This is a genomic window from Bacillus sp. C1 (assembly GCF_054570475.1).
This window is the reverse complement of record NZ_JBTMZT010000009.1, coordinates 1-20,779: the sequence shown is the minus strand read 5'-3', so window position 1 is coordinate 20,779 and position 20,779 is coordinate 1. Positions and strand designations below refer to the sequence as shown.

At 35.8% G+C, this 20,779-nt stretch carries 19 protein-coding genes and 1 rRNA gene; 8 read left to right on the top strand and 12 right to left on the bottom strand.

All coding sequences use genetic code 11. From position 1 onward, the window contains the following. Nucleotides 1-66: 66 nt before the first annotated feature. Together ACX5JI_RS19975 and ACX5JI_RS19970 are read right to left on the bottom strand one after the other, a co-directional pair. Nucleotides 67-264 (bottom strand): DUF951 domain-containing protein, encoded by a 198-nt coding sequence (locus ACX5JI_RS19975; RefSeq protein WP_459502785.1) that lies wholly within the window; start codon nt 262-264, stop codon nt 67-69. Between the two features lie 20 nt (nt 265-284). Beyond that, the gene (locus tag ACX5JI_RS19970) at nt 285-1,142 is read right to left on the bottom strand and encodes a mechanosensitive ion channel family protein (RefSeq protein ID WP_459502784.1); all 858 of its coding nucleotides are present in this window, start codon (nt 1,140-1,142) and stop codon (nt 285-287) included. Nucleotides 1,143-1,420: 278 nt separating this feature from the next. Here ACX5JI_RS19970 and yyaC point away from each other — a divergent pair, with 278 nt between their 5' ends. Next, a complete protein-coding gene (gene yyaC, locus ACX5JI_RS19965; RefSeq protein ID WP_459502783.1) occupies nt 1,421-2,017 on the top strand; it encodes a spore protease YyaC in 597 nt (198 codons plus the stop codon). A 20-nt stretch (nt 2,018-2,037) separates the two neighbouring features. On the opposite strand, the gene ACX5JI_RS19960 is transcribed toward yyaC, so the two are convergent. From ACX5JI_RS19960 to rpmH, 10 genes are all read right to left on the bottom strand, one after another. Then, the gene (locus ACX5JI_RS19960; RefSeq protein ID WP_459502782.1) at nt 2,038-2,889 is read right to left on the bottom strand and encodes a ParB/RepB/Spo0J family partition protein; all 852 of its coding nucleotides are present in this window, start codon (nt 2,887-2,889) and stop codon (nt 2,038-2,040) included. Continuing rightward, nucleotides 2,882-3,643, bottom strand: a complete 762-nt coding sequence (soj, locus tag ACX5JI_RS19955) for a sporulation initiation inhibitor protein Soj (protein WP_459502781.1) — start codon at nt 3,641-3,643, stop codon at nt 2,882-2,884. Before soj ends, ACX5JI_RS19960 begins: the two co-directional genes overlap by 8 nt. Nucleotides 3,644-3,832: 189 nt before the next feature. Further along, a complete protein-coding gene (gene noc / locus ACX5JI_RS19950) occupies nt 3,833-4,705 on the bottom strand; it encodes a nucleoid occlusion protein (RefSeq protein ID WP_459502780.1) in 873 nt (290 codons plus the stop codon). Nucleotides 4,706-4,810: 105 nt separating this feature from the next. Continuing rightward, a complete protein-coding gene (rsmG, locus tag ACX5JI_RS19945; RefSeq protein WP_459502779.1) occupies nt 4,811-5,530 on the bottom strand; it encodes a 16S rRNA (guanine(527)-N(7))-methyltransferase RsmG in 720 nt (239 codons plus the stop codon). 22 nt (nt 5,531-5,552) lie between these two features. Beyond that, nucleotides 5,553-7,442 (bottom strand): tRNA uridine-5-carboxymethylaminomethyl(34) synthesis enzyme MnmG, encoded by a 1,890-nt coding sequence (mnmG, locus tag ACX5JI_RS19940; RefSeq protein WP_459502778.1) that lies wholly within the window; start codon nt 7,440-7,442, stop codon nt 5,553-5,555. A 46-nt stretch (nt 7,443-7,488) separates the two neighbouring features. After that, complete coding sequence (mnmE, locus tag ACX5JI_RS19935) at nt 7,489-8,865, bottom strand: tRNA uridine-5-carboxymethylaminomethyl(34) synthesis GTPase MnmE (protein WP_459502777.1); 1,377 nt, start codon at nt 8,863-8,865, stop codon at nt 7,489-7,491. A gap of 228 nt (nt 8,866-9,093) precedes the next feature. Beyond that, the gene (gene jag, locus ACX5JI_RS19930; protein WP_459502776.1) at nt 9,094-9,711 is read right to left on the bottom strand and encodes an RNA-binding cell elongation regulator Jag/EloR; all 618 of its coding nucleotides are present in this window, start codon (nt 9,709-9,711) and stop codon (nt 9,094-9,096) included. Beyond that, entirely contained in the window at nt 9,708-10,475 is a 768-nt protein-coding gene (gene spoIIIJ, locus ACX5JI_RS19925) for a YidC family membrane integrase SpoIIIJ (protein WP_459502775.1), read from the bottom strand. The genes jag and spoIIIJ overlap by 4 nt, the downstream gene beginning before the upstream one ends. A 58-nt stretch (nt 10,476-10,533) precedes the next feature. After that, the gene (rnpA, locus tag ACX5JI_RS19920; RefSeq protein WP_459502774.1) at nt 10,534-10,881 is read right to left on the bottom strand and encodes a ribonuclease P protein component; all 348 of its coding nucleotides are present in this window, start codon (nt 10,879-10,881) and stop codon (nt 10,534-10,536) included. A gap of 76 nt (nt 10,882-10,957) precedes the next feature. Further along, nucleotides 10,958-11,092 (bottom strand): 50S ribosomal protein L34, encoded by a 135-nt coding sequence (gene rpmH / locus ACX5JI_RS19915; protein WP_000831901.1) that lies wholly within the window; start codon nt 11,090-11,092, stop codon nt 10,958-10,960. A gap of 564 nt (nt 11,093-11,656) precedes the next feature. Between rpmH and dnaA the strand changes: the two genes are divergently transcribed. The 7 genes from dnaA to ACX5JI_RS19880 all read left to right on the top strand — a co-directional run. Then, nucleotides 11,657-12,997: a chromosomal replication initiator protein DnaA gene (dnaA, locus tag ACX5JI_RS19910; RefSeq protein ID WP_459502773.1), complete on the top strand. Its 1,341-nt coding sequence runs from the start codon at nt 11,657-11,659 to the stop codon at nt 12,995-12,997. Between the two features lie 178 nt (nt 12,998-13,175). Further along, nucleotides 13,176-14,321, top strand: coding sequence for a DNA polymerase III subunit beta (gene dnaN / locus ACX5JI_RS19905; RefSeq protein WP_459502772.1), 1,146 nt, complete (start codon nt 13,176-13,178; stop codon nt 14,319-14,321). 287 nt (nt 14,322-14,608) lie between these two features. Then, entirely contained in the window at nt 14,609-14,821 is a 213-nt protein-coding gene (gene rlbA / locus ACX5JI_RS19900) for a ribosome maturation protein RlbA (protein WP_003194149.1), read from the top strand. A gap of 12 nt (nt 14,822-14,833) precedes the next feature. After that, complete coding sequence (gene recF, locus ACX5JI_RS19895) at nt 14,834-15,961, top strand: DNA replication/repair protein RecF (protein ID WP_459502771.1); 1,128 nt, start codon at nt 14,834-14,836, stop codon at nt 15,959-15,961. A 37-nt stretch (nt 15,962-15,998) separates the two neighbouring features. Then, on the top strand, nt 15,999-17,921 hold the full coding sequence (gene gyrB / locus ACX5JI_RS19890; RefSeq protein WP_459502770.1) for a DNA topoisomerase (ATP-hydrolyzing) subunit B: 1,923 nt from the start codon (nt 15,999-16,001) through the stop codon (nt 17,919-17,921). 84 nt (nt 17,922-18,005) lie between these two features. Continuing rightward, the gene (gene gyrA / locus ACX5JI_RS19885) at nt 18,006-20,477 is read left to right on the top strand and encodes a DNA gyrase subunit A (RefSeq protein ID WP_459502769.1); all 2,472 of its coding nucleotides are present in this window, start codon (nt 18,006-18,008) and stop codon (nt 20,475-20,477) included. 242 nt (nt 20,478-20,719) lie between these two features. Continuing rightward, nucleotides 20,720-20,779, top strand: a 16S ribosomal RNA gene (locus ACX5JI_RS19880); the annotation flags it as partial.

Here is a 20,779-nt window from a genome sequence, read left to right as displayed (position 1 = left end):
TAAAATGACAAGTTCCCTAAAAGTTCAAAAAAGTAACAGCTACTTGAAGCAGCTGTTACTTTTTCTTTATTCTTCATGCTTTACAAGAACTTTTTTCACCTTGCGATCAAACTCTCTTCGAGGAATCATTACCGAATGACCACACCCCTCGCATTTAATGCGGATATCCATTCCCATACGAATGATTTTCCAACGATTTGTACCACACGGATGAGCTTTCTTCATTTCCACAACATCATGCAGATTATATTGCTTTTGCTCCACTCTCTAACCACCTCTCTCTACTAATTTACTTTTTCAGTAACCATCTCTTTACGATTATATAAAACCATATGTGGATATGGAATCTCAATGCCATGTAAATCAAGGCGATTTTTAATTTCTTTACGGAGCGCTCTAGCAATAGGTGCATGCTGCATCGGTTCTACTTCAGCAATTACACGGAGTACAACTTCAGATGCACCAAGTGTTTGAACACCTAACAATTGTGGTGTTGCTATCATTTGCTCATATTTTTCTGGTAATTCTTCTAATAATTCTTCAATTATTTGCTCTGCACGTGCGATATCGCTATCATAGGAAATCGATACATCGACAAATGCCACACTATTACTAATAGAAAAATTCGTTACTTGTATAATACTTCCATTAGGTAAAATATGAATTTCTCCTGTCCAGCTCTTCATCTTTGTTGTACGTAAACCAATCTCTAACACAACACCTTCAAATTGACCAATACGAACATAATCACCTACTGAAAATTGATCTTCTAGCAAAATAAATAATCCTGTAATAACATCTTTTACTAAACTTTGAGCACCAAAACCGATTGCTAAACCAATGACCCCAGCACCGGCTAATAAACCCGCTGCATTAATTCCAAATACCCCCAAAATTGCAATTAACATAATAAACATAACGACATATGCTACAATATTTTCAAGTAATTTAGCTACAGTAACTGTACGACGCTCCGAAATTTGAATTGGTGAGCGGCTTCCCATATGAAATGCCTTCCTAACAATTGCCCTAGCAACACGAACAATTATTGCACCAAGTACTAAAATTATTATTATTTGTAGCGTTGCCATTCCAATATGAGCCCAATTTATGGCATGAAACCATTTCTCTAATAAATCCATATACCTCTACCTCTCCAGCAAAAAATTCTATTTTTCTATCCTTTATTGTATCAGAAGTTTTCCCTATTTCTGAAAAAATTTTATTATCTTATTTGCGTTTCTTTCTCTTGATCTAGGTATAAAATAGAGTGAATATATATATACTAGTACTATTATTCCCGGTTTTATAAACAGCTTACAAAAATAAAGATCTTATAATTTTCCACATTTATGAAATAAACTCTATATCTAACACCTTTACAGTGAATCGTAAAATTTATTAAAAGGATGGATGCTTCGTGAATATTGGAAGTTTTCGCTTACCTTTTTTTGAAAAAGAATCACAAAATGTTATGCATCATGATTTAGAGGCTTGTACAATAATCAGTGATTTTCTTCTCTCACATATACCTACTCATCACATGATACCTCTCAGCATCATGTGCATTGGAACAGATCGTTCAACTGGCGATGCACTTGGTCCATTAGTTGGTTCTAAACTAGAACAAATGAACATTCAAAATTTACACGTGTTTGGCACACTTGATGAACCTATTCACGCCCTGAATCTCGAAGAAAAAATTCAAAACATACAAGATTTCGCCCCTGATTCTTTTATTATTGCCATTGATGCTTGTCTTGGAAAATCTCAAAATATCGGTTCCATAACTGTTGGTGAAGGACCTAGTAAACCTGGTGCGGCGATGAATAAAAAGTTACCAGCAATTGGTGACCTGCACATACATGGCATTGTAAATTTAAATGGTTTCATGGAGTTTTTTGTCTTGCAAAATACGAGACTAAGTCTCGTTATGAAAATGGCAACTGTTATTGCTCAAAGTATAAAAGAAACAGATCAAAAATTATCCGTATTAAAAAAAGCAAACCATCTATAAATAAAAAGATGGTTTGCTTTTCAATTTTCTCCAGATAATAATTCTAAAATACGATTTAAATCTTCGTTATCGAAAAATTCTATTTCAATTTTCCCTTTTTCTTTCTTTGTTTCTTTAATTTTCACACCTGTTCCAAATTTTTCTCTAAGCAATGTTTCACGTTCTTCAAAGAATATATTTCGTTCTCGCTTCACTTTCTTTGTTTCACGTGAAACTCGCTGATGTATTTGTTGAACAATTTGCTCTAGCTGTCTAACATTCAATCCTTCTTTTTCAATACGGTTTAATAATAACTTTAGTTTTTCTTCGTCTTTTATTGTAAGTAGTGTCCGCCCATGTGCCATTGATAGTTTTCCATTCGCAATCATTTCCTGAACAAATGAAGGGAGTGTAAGTAATCGAACATAGTTAGCAATATATGGCCTGCTTTTTCCAAGACGCTTTGCTAATTGCTCTTGAGTCACATTCAGTTCATCCATTAGCATTTGATATGCTACAGCTTCCTCCATCGGATTTAAATCTTCACGCTGTAAGTTTTCCAACAAAGCCAATTCCATCATTTGCTGCTCATTTAATTCCCGGACAACAGCCGGAACCTTTTCAAGTTGTGCTTCTTTTGCAGCCCGATACCTTCGTTCACCAGCAACAATCTCGTAACCTTTAATGCTTTTCCTTACAATCAAAGGTTGTAAAATACCATGTTCTTTAATCGAGGCTGCCAATTCTTGAATCGCCTCTTTTTGAAAATTTTTACGCGGTTGGTATGGATTCGGCCTTAATTCATTTACTGCAATTTCTTGAATTTTCTCTTCCTCTTTCACATCTAAATCTGGAAAGAACGCATTAATTCCTCTTCCTAATCCTTTAGCCACCAGCAATCACTTCCTCTGCTAAATCTATATATACTTCCGCACCCCTTGATTTAGCATCATATTGCATAATTGGTTTCCCATGGCTGGGTGCCTCGCTTAACCGAACATTGCGTGGGATAATAGAACGATATACTTTATCTCGGAAATACTTCTTCACTTCATCTATAACTTGAATTCCTAAGTTTGTACGTGCATCTAGCATCGTTAATAGTACACCTTGAATTGCTAAATTTTTATTTAAATGTTTTTGTACAAGTCGAACCGTATTCAGTAATTGACTCAAGCCTTCCAATGCATAGTATTCACACTGAACGGGAATAATCACGGAATCTGCTGCCGTTAGTGCATTAATTGTTAATAAGCCTAAAGATGGGGGACAATCAATAATAATATAATCATATTCATCACGAATTGGTTGCAAAGCCCTCTGTAAACGAACTTCCCGGGAAATGGTTGGTACCAATTCAATTTCAGCGCCTGCCAATTGAATCGTAGCAGGCAACACATCTAAGTTTTCAGTTGCGGTTTTTTGTATAACCCCTTGAACTTCTGCATCTTCGACAAGAACATTATAAATACATTGATCCAACTCCGACTTTTCAATTCCTACACCTGTCGTTGCGTTCCCCTGAGCATCAATGTCAATAAGCAATACTTTTTTTCCTACCTGTGCCAATCCAGCTCCTAAGTTAACAGACGTTGTTGTTTTTCCCACACCGCCTTTTTGATTAGCAATAGCAATGATTTTTCCCATGATGTCACCTACTTTCAACCTTTCTGTCTTATTCTAAAAATAATTATGTTTATTGTAACATGAAATAAAAATTTTTCTTTTGCATCCTTATTAAACTTCAAAATTTATTCTAAAACTCCTTCTTCATTTAAGAAGAAAAATATAAGAAAAGAGACCTCAAAAAAGAGCGAGATCTCTATTACATATGAATTATTTTTTCTTAGGAATCTTAATTGTAATCTGATAGTACTCATCAAATTCTTCTTCTTCAGAATTTACATTCAGTCCACTATTTGCAACCATTTGTAATGATTGTCTAATTGTATTCATCGCAATTCGCATATCGCGACTTACTGCTTTCTGCTTTGCCTTACGCTTTGGTTTTACTTCTTCTAATAGCTTAGCAATGCGCTCCTCAGCCTGTTTTACATTCAATTGTTTTTCTACAATTTCTTGTAAAACTTTCAACTGTAATTCTTCATTCTTTAAAGGAATAAGAGCACGAGCATGACGTTCTGTAATACTCTTTTCTAGCAATGCTCGTTTAATTTCTTCAGGCAACTTTAATAGTCGCAACTTATTTGCAATTGTTGATTGCCCTTTACCAAGCCTCTGTGCCAATGCCTCTTGTGTTAAATTATGTAACTCAATTAGCTTTTGGTAAGCGACAGCCTCTTCAATTGCTGTTAACTCTTCACGTTGCAAGTTCTCAATAAGGGCAACAGAAGCTGTTTCTGTATCATTTAAGTTTTTTATAATTGCAGGAACCTTTTCCCATCCTAATTTCGTTGCAGCACGAAAACGTCTTTCCCCGGCAATAATTTCATACTTATCTTCTTCGTATTGCCTTACAACAATTGGTTGGATGAGTCCATGTGTACGAATAGTCAAAGCAAGTTCCTCAATACGTGCATCATCAAAAACTGTACGTGGTTGATAACGATTAGGAATGATATTTACTATCGGAATTTCTTGTATTTCCTCATATATCTTTTTATCTATTTCGTCATGGCTTTCGTCTTGTAATTCGAATTCGCTCTCTTTATCTCCAAAGCCAAATAAACGAGAAAACGTATTTTTCATACATATTCCACCACCTTTGGGCCTATTGAATGTCCTACACAGAAATGTTTCCTATGAAACATTTACGTTTTTATTTATATAATTTAATCTTACGTCTAATAAGATTTATTTTTCAATAGGTAATTTATTGGGTGTTCCTGGCTTACGCGGATATTTCTTTGGTGTCTTTCGTTTTTTCGTAATGGATAAAATGTTACGTTCACTTTCTTCGAATGGCAATTGGAAAGTAGAAATTTCCTTTAGTTCACCGCCAAGCGCCTCTAAAGCATACTTGCCTTTTTCAATTTCTTCATTAGCAGCTGCACCTTTCATTGCTATAAACGTCCCGCCTACTTTTACAAGTGGTAAACACAACTCACTCAGTACAGAAAGACGTGCTACCGCACGAGCCATTACGATATCAAATGATTCACGAACACCTTCTTTTTTCCCGAATGTTTCAGCACGATCGTGGCAGAACGCAACATCACTTAACTCTAACTTTTGTGCTAAATGATTTAAAAAATTGATACGCTTTTGTAAAGAATCTACGATTGTGATTTTTAAATGTGGGAAACAAATTTTCAATGGAATACTTGGGAATCCTGCGCCCGCTCCTACATCACAAATGGAAAATGGTTTTGAAAAATCACAATAAAAAGCAGCTGTAATCGAGTCAAAAAAGTGTTTTAAATACACTTCCTCTTTCTCCGTAATAGCTGTTAAATTCATTTTTTCATTCCATTCCACTAATGTTTCAAAGTAGATTTTAAATTGCTCTAATTGTCTAGGAGAAAGGGTAATTCCTCTTTCTCCTAGCATAGATTGAAATTGTTCTATGTTCATCTTGCCATATCCCCTTACTTATTTATTGGTTCGATACTCGCGCAATTTTTCCTTGTTCAATATACACAAGTAAAATGGAAATATCAGCTGGGTTTACCCCGGAAATACGGGATGCTTGCCCCATAGACAGAGGACGAACATCTTTTAATTTTTGTCTCGCTTCAGAAGCGATTCCAGAAATTGCATCATAATCAATGTTGACCGGAATTTTTTTGTTTTCCATTTTCTTCATACGTTCTACTTGTTGTAAGGATTTTTCAATATATCCTTCATACTTAATCTGAATTTCTACTTGTTCAGCGATTTCATCGTTAATTTCAATCTCACTTGGCACGAGAAGACGAATATGTTCATATGTCACTTCTGTACGACGTAGTAAATCGCTTGCTCGTATTCCATCTTTTAATTCACTACCACCAATACTACGAATCAATTCTTGCACTTCTGGACGCGGTTTAATAATAAGACCTTCTAAACGTGCCTTCTCTTGCTCGATTTTTCCTTTTTTCGCCGTGAAACGTTCATATCGTTCATCAGGAATTAAACCGATCTCATGACCGATCTCTGTTAATCGAAGGTCTGCATTATCATGACGTAATAATAGACGATATTCAGCACGTGAAGTTAATAAACGATACGGTTCATTTGTACCCTTTGTCACAAGATCATCGATTAAAACACCGATATACGCATCTGAACGACCTAAAATAACTTCTTTTTTCCCTAAAGAACGGCATGCTGCATTAATCCCTGCCATAATTCCTTGGCCAGCTGCTTCTTCATAACCAGACGTACCATTAATCTGACCTGCTGTATATAAATTTTTAATTTTTTTCGTCTCAAGTGTTGGCCATAACTGCGTTGGCACAATTGCATCATATTCAATTGCATAACCTGTGCGCATCATTTCAACATTCTCTAAACCTGGAATTGTTTTAAGCATGTCACGTTGTACGTCTTCTGGTAGGCTTGTTGATAAACCTTGTACGTACACTTCCTGCGTATTACGCCCTTCTGGTTCTAAGAAAATTTGATGACGCGGTTTATCATTGAATCGTACTACCTTATCCTCAATTGATGGACAATAACGAGGACCCGTTCCTTTAATCATACCAGAATACATAGCTGAACGATGTAAATTCCTATCAATTAGACGATGTGTTTCTTCACTCGTATATGTTAACCAACATGGAATTTGATCCATAATAAATTTTGTCGTCTCAAATGAAAATGCACGTGGTTTTTCATCACCAGGTTGAATTTCCGTTTTACTATAATCAATTGTATTGCTATTCACACGAGGAGGTGTACCTGTTTTAAATCTAACAAGATCCAAACCAAGCTCCTCCAAATGCTCAGATAATGTAATAGATGGTTGTTGATTATTTGGACCACTTGAATATTTTAAATCGCCCATGATAATCTCACCGCGTAAAAATGTACCCGTTGTAATTACAACCGTTTTCGCTGTATATTCAGCACCTGATTGTGTAATTACACCTTTACATACATCATCTTCAACAATTAGACGCTCTACCATTCCTTGACATAATGTTAAGTTCGGTGTTTCTTCAATTGTTTTCTTTAATTCATGCTGATATGAAAATTTATCCGCTTGTGCACGAAGAGCACGTACAGCTGGACCTTTCCCAGTGTTCAACATGCGCATTTGGATATGAGTTTTATCAATATTACGCCCCATCTCACCACCTAATGCATCAATTTCACGTACAACAATCCCTTTTGCTGGTCCACCAACAGAAGGGTTACATGGCATAAAAGCAACCATATCTAAGTTAATTGTTAACATCAATGTTTTTGAGCCCATTCGTGCTGCTGCAAGACCAGCTTCACATCCTGCATGACCTGCACCGATTACTATGACATCGTAAGAACCGGCATTGTATCCCATTATTTATTCCTCCTAAGATCATCTATCCTGCTAAAACACCTTTATGTTATTTTCCTAAACAAAATTGAGAGAACAATTGGTCGATTAAACTTTCATGGATAGTATCACCAGTAATTTCGCCAAGTATTTCCCATGTTCTTGTTAGATCAATTTGAACCATATCTATTGGAACACCGTTTTCTATTGCCTCAATAGCATCTCCAATTGTCTTTTCTGCTTGTGTTAATAAACCAATATGTCTTGCATTAGAAACATACGTCATATCTGCTGACTCAATTGTTCCTTCAAAGAATAGGTCCGCTATTGCTTTTTCAAGCTCATCTACACCTTTTTCTTCAATTAACGATGTTGTAATTATACGATTTTCACCTGCTAATTGTGTAACACGTTCCATATCAATTTGCTTTGGTAAGTCAGTTTTATTTACAATAACAATAAAGTCTTTTCCTTGCACGGCATGGAATAGTTCTTCATCTTCATTCGTTAATGCTTCACTAAAGTTTACTACAATTAAAACTAAATCAGCCTGCCCCATCATTTCTTTTGAGCGCTCTACACCAATTCGTTCAACAACATCTTCAGTTTCACGAATTCCTGCTGTATCTATCAGTTTAAGTGGTACACCACGTACATTGACATACTCTTCAATTACATCGCGCGTTGTTCCTGCTATATCGGTCACAATCGCCTTTTTTTCTTGAACAAGACTATTTAATAACGAGGATTTCCCAACATTAGGTCTTCCGATAATTGCCGTTGCAATTCCTTCTCGTAAAATTTTCCCTTGCTTAGATGTTTCCAATATTTTTTTTATTTCACCGCGAACATATGTGGCTTTTTCAATTAAAATATTGTGTGTCATTTCTTCTACATCATCGTATTCTGGATAATCTATATTCACTTCTACATGAGCTAATGTTTCTAAAATTTCTTGACGAAGGCGGCCGATTAATTTGGATAATCGTCCTTCCATTTGATTAATTGCTACATTCATCGCTCGATCTGTTTTCGCACGAATCAAATCCATTACAGCTTCCGCTTGCGATAAATCAATACGCCCATTTAAAAATGCACGCTTTGTAAATTCACCTGGCTCTGCTAAACGTACTCCTTGAGCCAAAATAAGTTGTAATACTTTATTTACAGAAACGAGACCACCATGACAATTGATTTCCACAATATTTTCACGCGTAAATGTCTTCGGCGCTCGCATAATTGAAACCATTACCTCTTCGATCACCTGATTTGTATCTAAATCAATAATATGACCGTAGTGAATTGTATGGGAAGAAGTCTTCGTTAAATCTTTCCCTTTAAAAATGCGATTGACCTTTTCAATCGCATCGTCTCCACTTACTCGAACAATGGCAATTGCTCCTTCCCCAAGTGCTGTGGAAATCGCAGCAATTGTATCAAAATCCATGTCCCTTCACCTCGCTTACTTATTTCTCTCTATTTCAACATGATTTTTTTCTCTCACTAAACTATTAGGATACCATAACGAACCTATCTACAAAAGAATAATAACTCATTTTATTATGTCCTCATATAAAAAACACTAAACTTATTCACAGTGGATAAGTTTAGTGTTTTTAGTTATCCACACTTTCTGTATAGCCACAAAAAAACCGGTACTCAAATGAGCAACCGGTTATTTGGAAGATATTACAACATGCCTGTGTGGTTCTTTACCTTCAGAAGTTGTAATTACATTTGGATGATTGGATAACGCTTGATGAATAATTTTTCTCTCAAAAGAAGGCATTGGTTCTAGCACAACATTTTTTTTCGTTACCATTACTTGCTTCGCTAATCGATAAGAAAGTGATTCTAACGTTTCTTTTCTCTTACTACGATAGTTTTCAGCATCAATTGTGATACCTATATATTGTTTCGTACTACGATTCGCAACAAGTTTTGTTAAATATTGTAAAGAATTTAACGTATAACCTCTTTTACCGATCAATATCCCTACATCTTTCCCAGAAAGTGTAAATTTGATTTCTCGACCTTTTACACTTTTCGCAATCATCACTTCCACACCCATTTGTTGAACAACACTTTTTAAGTACTGCTCAGCTTCTTGGATCGGATCTTTCTTCACTACAACTTCTACGATAGCTGGACGATTCCCTATAAAGCCAAGGAATCCTCTCTTACCTTCATCAACAACATTCACATCTACTTGATCTTTTGAAACTTTTAATTGTCTTAAAGCATTCTGTACTGCCAGCTCGACTGTTTGTCCTTTAGCAGTAATTATACTCACTTGCTTGATCCTCCAGCCTTACTAGCCTTAATATCAGGCCCTTTGATCATATACATTTGAGCAATACCAAAGATGTTACCAACTACCCAGTATAGTGATAATGCTGCTGGGAAGTTAATCGCGAAGATTAAAATCATAATTGGCATAAGCCAAATCATCATTGCCATTTGTGGATTTTGTCCAGCAGTACCTGCCATTGCAAGTTTTTGCTGAATAAATGTTGTGATTGCCGCAACCACTGGAAGGATATAGTACGGATCTGCATGTCCTAAATCAAACCATAAGAAGCTATGTTGCTTAATCTCTGCTGTTCTCATAATCGCATGGTAAAATGCGAATAAGATTGGCATTTGAATAAATATAGGTAAACAGCCCGCTAGTGGGTTTACACCATTCTTTTGATATAACTGCATCATTTCTTGTTGCAGTTTTTGTTGCGTCGCTTGATCCTTAGAAGCATATTTCTCTTTTAATTTGGCCATTTCTGGTTGTAACGCTTGCATCGCTTTCGTACTCTTCGTTTGTTTAATCATTAATGGTAATAGCGCAAAACGAATAATAAGAGTCGTAACAACAATCGCTAAACCATAATTACTACCAAATAAGTTTGCAAAATACGTGATTAACTGAGAAAGCGGGTATACGAAATATTCATTCCAAATACCTGTGCTTTTCGGTGTAATCGGCTGATTCGTTTCACTACAACCCGCAGTGATCGCCATTAAAGCAATAACCATGGCTAGTAAGCCTATCTTCTTTTTCACAGCCTGCTCCTCCTTGTTTCGGTATGTATATAGTGTAATTCATTTACCTTTTTCTACGCTACTTGTTTGTTATTTTTATACCTGAGCGTTTAAAAGCATGAATTAAGCTTTTCTTCAATTCTTCATACGTCATATCAGCGCAAGGCTTTCTTGCTATTATAACAAAATCTTTTCCAGAATCTATCTCATCTTTTAATTCTGCAATCGATTGGCGAATCATACGCTTAATTCGATTACGTACTACTGCATTGCCCAATTTTTTGCTAACGGAAAGACCAATACGAAAGTATGGTTGCTCAGCTCTCTCAAGCTGATATATCACAAACTGACGATTTGCATTTGATTTTCCATTTTGAAAAACAGCCTGAAATTCATCATTTTTCTTTATGCGATTCTTTTTCTTCATATCAATTGACACTCCTGTATTTCATCAGTGGAAATTCATTATTACTAGAAAAAAAGACCACTGAACGATCAGTGGTCTACGCAGATAATACTTTTCTTCCTTTACGACGACGAGCTGCTAGCACTTTACGTCCGTTCGCTGTGCTCATACGGCTGCGGAAACCATGTACTTTGCTGCGCTTACGTTTATTTGGTTGGTAAGTTCTTTTCATTATATGACACCTCCCTGAGGAATATCTGTTAAAGACAGTCTTATAAATTATAGTTAATCAACTAGGAAAATGTCAATGGTTCTCCAAATTTTCATCAAATATTCATTTTGGACCTATTCACATCTTTTTTCACAGTTGTTTTATCTCCTTGTGGATAATGTATTTTTTATAATTTTATATCCACAAATTATTTTTTCACTTTTACACAGTATATCGTATTGTGGACAAGTTTATTCCACAAGGTATTGATTTTGTGGATAACTTTCCTAATTCCATTGCTATCGCTATCTTTTTTTGATATTATAGTTGTGTTTTCACCTTGGAATAAGTTTTCCACAACTTTGATTTATCCACAAATTGTGTATAACATGTGGACAGTTATAATCACATGTGCGTAAGTACTTGTCCACAATTGTATTTTTTGTCGAAAACTCTATCTCGTATACAAACGACGTTTTTTAGTTTTAAAATACGTTTCGTATAAATATACATTTTCTTATTTTGAGGTTGTACAATCGTTGCGCAACCTTATTCTTTTACCATCTTTGTAAAGGAGGGACACCTTTGGAAAATATCTCTGATTTATGGAATAGCGCTTTGAAAGAACTAGAAAAAAAGGTTAGTAAACCAAGTTATGAAACATGGCTAAAGTCCACCAAAGCGCATGCTTTGAAAAAAAATATATTAACGATTACAGCTCCAAATGAATTTGCTCGTGACTGGTTAGAATCTCATTATTCAGAGCTGATTTCAGAAACAATTTATGATTTAACAGGAGCAAAATTAGACATTCGTTTTATTATTCCCCAAAGTCAAACTGAAGAGGAGATTGACTATCCTCCTGTTAAAAAGGCAAGAATGAACGATGAGTCCAATCACTTACCACAGAGCATGTTAAATCCAAAATATACATTTGATACATTTGTTATTGGCTCTGGGAATCGCTTTGCTCATGCAGCTTCATTAGCAGTTGCTGAGGCACCAGCAAAAGCCTATAACCCTCTATTTATTTACGGGGGAGTTGGGCTTGGAAAAACGCATTTAATGCATGCAATCGGCCATTATGTCATTGAACATAATCCGAATGCCAAAGTCGTTTATTTATCATCTGAAAAATTCACAAACGAATTCATTAACTCAATTCGTGATAATAAAGCAGTCGATTTTCGTAATAAATATCGTAATGTTGATGTCTTACTTATAGATGATATTCAATTCCTTGCTGGAAAAGAACAGACGCAAGAAGAGTTCTTCCACACATTTAATGCACTACACGAGGAGAGTAAACAAATTGTAATCTCAAGTGACAGACCGCCAAAGGAGATTCCGACATTAGAAGATCGTCTTCGTTCCCGTTTTGAATGGGGGCTTATTACAGATATTACACCTCCAGATTTAGAGACACGAATTGCGATTTTACGAAAAAAGGCGAAAGCAGAAGGCCTTGATATCCCAAACGAAGTTATGCTCTATATCGCAAATCAAATTGATTCAAACATTCGTGAATTAGAAGGCGCACTTATTCGAGTTGTTGCTTATTCATCTTTAATTAATAAAGATATTAATGCCGATTTAGCTGCTGAAGCCCTTAAAGATATTATTCCAAATTCTAAGCCAAAAATTATTTCTATTTATGATATTCAAAAAGCGGTAGGAGATGTTTTTCAAGTCAAATTAGAGGACTTTAAAGCAAAAAAACGTACAAAATCGGTTGCATTTCCTCGTCAAATTGCAATGTATTTATCACGTGAGCTAACAGATTCATCCTTACCTAAAATCGGCGAAGAATTCGGTGGACGCGATCATACAACCGTTATCCATGCTCATGAAAAAATTTCAAAGCTATTAAAAACCGATACACAATTACAAAAACAAGTTGAAGAAATCAACGATATTTTAAAGTAGTAGCTGAATAGTGTGAATAACTTTCCCTGTTTTACACACAGTCTATCCACATGTAGATAGACTGTTTTTCCGTCTCTAAACTGAGTTATCCACATATCCACAAGCCCTATTACTATTACTACTATTTTTTTATCTTAATTTAATAAATAAAATCTTATATTTGCCGGAGGTTTTCATTATGCGTTTTACAATTCAAAAAGACTATCTTGTAAGAAGTGTACAAGATGTAATGAAGGCAGTTTCCTCTCGTACAACAATTCCAATTCTTACAGGAATTAAAGTTGTAGCAACTGAAGAAGGTGTTACGTTAACAGGAAGCGATGCTGATATTTCAATTGAATCCTTTATCCCAGTTGAAGAAAACGGAAAAGAAATTGTTGAAATAGCACAATCAGGAAGTATTGTTTTACAAGCAAAATATTTTAGCGAAATCGTTAAAAAATTACCAAAAGACACAGTAGAAATTTCTGTAGAAAATCATTTTATGACAAAAATAAAATCTGGAAAATCAGAGTTTAATTTAAACGGTTTAGATTCTGCAGAATATCCATTATTACCGCAAATTGAAGAACATCACGTATTTAAGCTTCCAACAGATTTATTAAAACATATGATTCGTCAAACGGTATTTGCTGTTTCAACTTCAGAAACCCGTCCGATCTTGACAGGTGTAAACTGGAAGGTATATAACAGCGAGTTAACTTGTATTGCAACAGATAGTCACAGACTAGCACTTCGCAAAGCAAAAATTGAAGGACATACAATTTCTGATGAATTCCAAGCGAATGTTGTTATCCCTGGGAAAAGTTTGAATGAATTAAGTAAAATTTTAGATGAGTCTGAAGAAATGGTAGATATCGTTATTACAGAATATCAAGTATTATTCCGAACGAAACATTTATTATTCTTCTCAAGATTGTTAGAAGGAAATTATCCAGATACAACACGTTTAATTCCAGCGGAGAGTAAAACAGATATATTTGTAAATACAAAAGAATTTTTACAGGCGATTGATCGTGCTTCGTTGCTTGCCAGAGATGGTCGTAATAATGTTGTGAAATTATCGACGTTAGAAGAAAAAATGTTAGAACTTTCTTCGAATTCTCCAGAAATCGGGAAAGTTGTTGAGGAAGTTCAATGTGAAATGGTAGAAGGGGAAGAATTAAAAATCTCCTTTAGTGCAAAATATATGATGGACGCATTAAAAGCGTTAGATAGTACAGAAATTAAAATTAGTTTTACTGGAGCGATGAGACCATTCTTAATTCGTACAGTAAATGATAATTCTATTATCCAATTAATTTTACCGGTTCGTACTTACTAGATGAGGGTGAGGGCTGCTAGTTTAAATATGCTAGTGGCCCTTGTTTGGTTATGAAGGATGTTTAAAAAGTCAGGTGGAAATAGCTATCGGATTTCTTAACCTTCGTTGCCAGTTCGGTCCTTATGTAATTTCATCTACACCATACATCCTTCTAATTTCCGCACCTCGAACTGCTTAACCATCTTCATCTTCCTTTTTGAACATGTACTTTTAAGGGTATGACTTTCCTAATGGTGGTTTATTTAGTACAATGAAAGAATGAACACTTTCAGAAAGTGAGAGATTTTATGAAACGTATTAAGATTTCAACAGAGTACATTACACTAGGACAATTTTTGAAGTTAGCTGATGTAATTGATACAGGCGGTGCTGTTAAATGGTTCTTACAAGAGTATGAAGTATACGTCAATCAAGAACTTGAAAATAGAAGAGGCCGAAAGTTATATGCAAATGATATTGTTGAAATTCCGGGGAACGGAACATTTCAAGTTCAAGCATAAAGGGGGAGCCCTTTGTATATTACAGAATTACAATTAAAAAATTATCGCAATTATGAATATCTAGATCTTTCCTTTGAGGATAAAGTAAATGTAATTATTGGTGAAAATGCTCAAGGAAAAACGAATTTGATGGAAGCTATTTATGTATTAGCGATGGCCAAATCTCATCGAACTTCGAATGATCGTGAACTTATCCGGTGGGATGAGGAGTATGGTAAAATAAAAGGTAGATTACAAAAAAGAAACAGTTCCTTGTCTTTAGAACTCAATATTTCTAAAAAAGGTAAAAAGGCAAAATTAAATCAACTAGAACAACAAAAGTTAAGCCAATACATTGGTGAAATGAATGTTGTTATGTTTGCCCCAGAAGATTTAAATCTTGTAAAAGGAAGCCCTCAAGTACGAAGACGCTTTTTGGATATGGAACTCGGACAAATAGCACCTATTTATTTGTATGAACTAAGTCAATATCAAAAAGTGCTCACACAACGAAATCACTTGCTAAAAAAAATGCAAGGGAATAGTAAAAATGAGGACACGATGCTGGATGTATTTACAATGCAAATCATTGAACACGGTACAAAAATATTGCAGAAGCGTTTTGAGTTTTTGAATTTACTACAAGAATGGGCTGCTCCAATCCATCGTGGTATTAGTAGAGGATTAGAGGAGTTAGAAATAGTCTATAAACCGAGCGTAGATGTATCAGAATCAATGGATTTGTCGAAAATAAAAGAAGTATACTATGAAAGTTTTCAATCTGTGAGACAACGTGAAATTTTCCGTGGTACAACTTTAATCGGTCCTCATCGTGACGATTTACAATTCTTCGTTAACGGTAAAAATGTTCAAGTCTTTGGTTCACAAGGACAACAACGAACAACCGCACTTTCCCTAAAGTTAGCTGAAATTGAATTGATTTATTCAGAGGTGAAGGAATATCCAATCCTCTTATTAGACGATGTATTATCAGAGTTAGATGATTATCGTCAATCACATCTGTTAAATACAATTCAAGGAAAAGTGCAAACATTTGTGACAACGACGAGTGTCGACGGAATTGAACACGAAACATTGAAGCAAGCGAAAACAATTCATGTGAAAAGCGGCACGGTAGATTGTGAAATAGACAGAACATAATTCTGTTTAAATGGAAAAGTAGGTGATCTTGGTGTCAATGGAACAAAAGCAAATGCAGGAAAATTCATATGATGAAAGTCAAATACAGGTCCTTGAAGGATTAGAGGCAGTTCGAAAACGTCCGGGTATGTACATCGGGTCTACGAGTGGAAAAGGACTTCACCACCTTGTATGGGAAATTGTCGATAATAGTATCGATGAGGCGTTAGCAGGATATTGTGATGAAATTAACGTTAGTATCGAAGAAGATAATAGTATTCGTGTAACGGATAATGGACGTGGTATTCCAGTTGGTATACAAGAAAAAATGGGACGTCCTGCGGTAGAGGTTATTATGACTGTCCTTCACGCTGGTGGTAAATTTGGCGGTGGCGGTTATAAAGTTTCTGGTGGTTTACATGGTGTTGGGGCATCGGTTGTAAATGCCTTATCAACAGAACTAGAAGTATTTGTACATCGTGATGGTAAAATCCATTACCAAAAATACGAAAGAGGTATTCCAGTCGCGGATTTAAAAGTTATCGGTGATACAGATCAAACAGGAACGATAACTCGCTTCAAGCCAGATCCAGAGATTTTTAAAGAGACTACAGAATACGAATTTGATACGTTAGCAACTCGTATGCGTGAGTTGGCGTTTTTAAATCGTAATATTAAATTAACAATTGAAGATAAGCGTGAACATAAGCAAAAGAAAGAGTTCCATTACGAAGGTGGAATTAAATCTTATGTTGAGCATTTAAATCGTTCAAAACAACCAATCCATGAAGAGCCTGTATATGTTGAAGGTTCAAAAGATGGAATTCAGGTTGAAGTTTCTCTTCAATATAACGAAGGATATACAAATCATATCTACTCATTTACAAATAATATTCATACGTATGAAGGTGGTACGCATGAGGTAGGGTTTAAAACTGCCCTAACACGTGTAATCAACGATTATGGCCGTAAAAATAACATTTTAAAAGATGCGGATAGTAATTTAACCGGTGAAGATGTTCGTGAAGGTTTAACAGCAATCGTATCAATTAAACATCCAAATCCACAATTTGAAGGCCAAACAAAGACGAAACTCGGAAATAGTGAAGCGAGAACGATTACAGAGTCTGTATTCTCAGAGGCGTTTGAAAAGTTCTTGCTAGAAAATCCGAATGTTGCACGTAAAATTGTAGATAAAGGGACGATGGCAGCACGCGCACGTGTAGCTGCTAAAAAGGCTCGTGAATTGACGCGTAGAAAGAGTGCGTTAGAAGTTTCGAGTCTACCAGGTAAATTGGCGGATTGTTCTTCAAAAGATCCAGCAATCAGCGAAATTTATATCGTAGAGGGTGACTCTGCAGGTGGTTCGGCTAAACAAGGGCGCGATCGTCATTTTCAGGCAATTTTACCGCTTAAAGGTAAAATTATTAACGTCGAGAAAGCACGATTAGATAAAATTTTATCTAATGACGAGGTTCGTACAATTATTACAGCAATCGGGACAAATATCGGTGGAGACTTTGATATTGAAAAAGCTCGTTATCATAAAGTTATTATTATGACCGATGCTGATGTTGATGGCGCGCATATTCGTACCCTATTATTGACGTTCTTCTATCGTTATATGCGTCAAATAATTGAGTATGGTTATATATATATTGCACAGCCACCGTTGTTTAAAATACAACAAGGTAAAAAAATTCAATATGCTTACAACGATAAAGAGCTTGAAAAGATATTAGCGGAGCTACCAGCTCAGCCGAAACCAGGAATTCAGCGTTATAAAGGTCTTGGAGAAATGAATCCAACTCAGCTATGGGAAACAACAATGGACCCAGAAGTACGTTCGTTACTTCAAGTTTCCCTTCAAGATGCAATTGAAGCGGATGAAACGTTTGAAATTTTAATGGGTGATAAAGTAGAACCACGTCGTAATTTTATCCAAGAAAATGCAAAATACGTGAAAAACCTTGATATTTAAGTAATGACAGGAATGTGAGCGTTCCTGTCTTCTACATATAAATCAATGTATGTGTAACGGAAATGTAAGAGGAGGTGCTCGTTGATGTCAGATAATCAACAACAAGCACGAATTCGAGAGATTAATATTAGTCACGAAATGCGTACCTCATTTTTAGATTACGCAATGAGTGTTATCGTATCTCGTGCACTACCAGATGTTCGTGATGGATTAAAACCTGTACATCGCAGGGTTTTATATGCAATGAATGATTTAGGAATTACCGCTGATAAAGCATATAAGAAATCGGCGCGTATTGTCGGCGAAGTAATTGGTAAGTATCACCCGCATGGTGACTCAGCTGTTTATGAAACAATGGTACGTATGGCGCAAGATTTTAGTCAACGTTACATGCTTGTTGACGGACATGGTAATTTCGGTTCTGTTGATGGGGATTCAGCGGCAGCAATGCGTTATACAGAAGCAAGAATGTCTAAGATTTCTATGGAATTAATTCGTGATATTACAAAGAATACAATTGATTATCAAGATAACTACGATGGTTCTGAAAGGGAGCCAATTGTATTACCAGCGCGTTTCCCTAATTTATTAGTAAACGGTACGACGGGTATTGCAGTTGGTATGGCAACAAACATTCCGCCACATCAACTTGGAGAAGTAATTGATGGTGTATTGGCATTAAGTCATAATCCTGACATTACTATTGCGGAATTAATGGAATGTATTCCAGGACCGGACTTCCCAACGGCAGGTTTAATCTTGGGACGAAGTGGGATTCGAAGAGCTTACGAAACAGGACGCGGTTCTATTATACTTCGTGCTAAAGTTGAAATTGAAGAGAGAGCTAATGGTAAACAATCTATTATTGTAACTGAACTACCTTATCAAGTTAATAAGGCGCGATTAATTGAAAAAATTGCAGAATTAGTTCGTGATAAGAAAATTGAAGGTATTACAGATTTACGTGATGAATCGGATCGAAATGGTATGCGTATTGTTATGGAAGTACGTCGTGATGCCAATGCCAATGTACTATTAAATAATCTATATAAACATACAGCACTTCAAACAAGTTTCGGTATTAATATGTTGTCTCTTGTAAATGGAGAGCCACAAGTACTAAACTTAAAACAAAATTTATATCATTATTTAGAACATCAAAAGGTAGTAATTCGTAGACGTACCGCTTATGAATTAGAGAAGGCGGAAGCGCGTGCTCATATTTTAGAAGGATTACGCATTGCTTTAGATCATCTTGATGAAGTTATTACCTTAATTCGTAGTTCAAAAACGGCTGATATTGCAAAACAAGGCTTAATGGAACGTTTCGGTTTAAGCGAGAAACAAGCGCAAGCGATTTTAGATATGCGTTTGCAACGTCTAACCGGATTAGAACGTGAAAAAATCGAACAGGAATATCAAGACTTAATGAAGCTAATTGCGGAATTAAAAGCGATTTTAGCAGACGAAGAAAAAGTCCTTGAAATTATTCGTGAAGAACTAGCTGAAGTAAAAGAACGTTTCAATGATAAGAGACGTACAGAAATTACAATTGGCGGTATGGAATCTATTGAGGATGAGGATTTAATTCCAGAGCAAAATATCGCTATTACACTTACTCATAATGGTTACATTAAAAGGTTACCAGCTTCTACGTACAAAACACAGAACCGTGGGGGACGTGGTGTACAAGGAATGGGTACGAATGATGATGACTTTGTTGAACATTTATTAACAACGTCTACTCATGATCATATTTTATTCTTCACAAACAAGGGTAAAGTATACCGTACGAAAGGATACGAAATTCCAGAGTATAGTCGTACAGCAAAAGGTATACCGATTATTAACCTATTAGGGGTAGATAAAGGTGAATGGATCAACGCCATTATTCCAATTCGTGAATTTGGTGACGATCAATTCTTATTCTTCACAACGAAACAAGGTATCTCTAAGAGAACTCCTCTTTCATCGTTTGCAAATATACGTACGAACGGTTTAATTGCAATTTCTCTTCGTGAAGAGGACGAAGTAATCTCTGTACGCTTAACATCTGGTGATAAGGATATTATCGTCGGAACGAGCAATGGTATGTTAATTCGATTCAATGAACAAGATGTACGTTCTATGGGACGTAATGCGGCGGGTGTAAAAGCTATTACATTAGGTGATGAAGATCAAGTTGTAGGTATGGAAATTGTCGAAGAGGATGTAAATGTTTTAATTGTAACGAAAAATGGTTACGGAAAGCGTACACCAATTGATGAATACCGCTTGCAAAGCCGTGGAGGTAAAGGTCTGAAAACATGTAACATTACAGATAAAAACGGTAAGTTAGTAGCTGTTAAGTCTGTAACAGGTGAAGAAGACATTATGTTAATTACAGCAGCGGGTGTTATTATTCGTATGCCGGTTGATCAAATATCTCAAATGGGACGTAATACACAAGGTGTTCGTCTAATTCGATTAGAAAATGAACAAGAGGTAGCGACAGTAGCAAAAGCACAAAAAGATGACGAAGATGAAGAAAGCGAAGTGGCTTCTTCTGAAGAATAAGAGAGGGGAAGTCTTCCTCTCTTATTTTTTTTAGAATAATACTTGCATAGTAATAGAAAAGCTTATATAATAGGCAGAGTCAGCAAATGAGCGATACAAGTTATCAAAAAAACTTGTTGACGAAAATAATATACTATGATATATTATGAAAGTCGCTGAAACGCGATGTTGAACTTTGAAAACTAAACGAAACAAACAACGTGAAACGTCAATTTTTATTTTAGATGCTAGACAAACTAACTTTATTGGAGAGTTTGATCCTGGCTCAGGATGAACGCTGGCGGCGTGCCTAATACATGCAA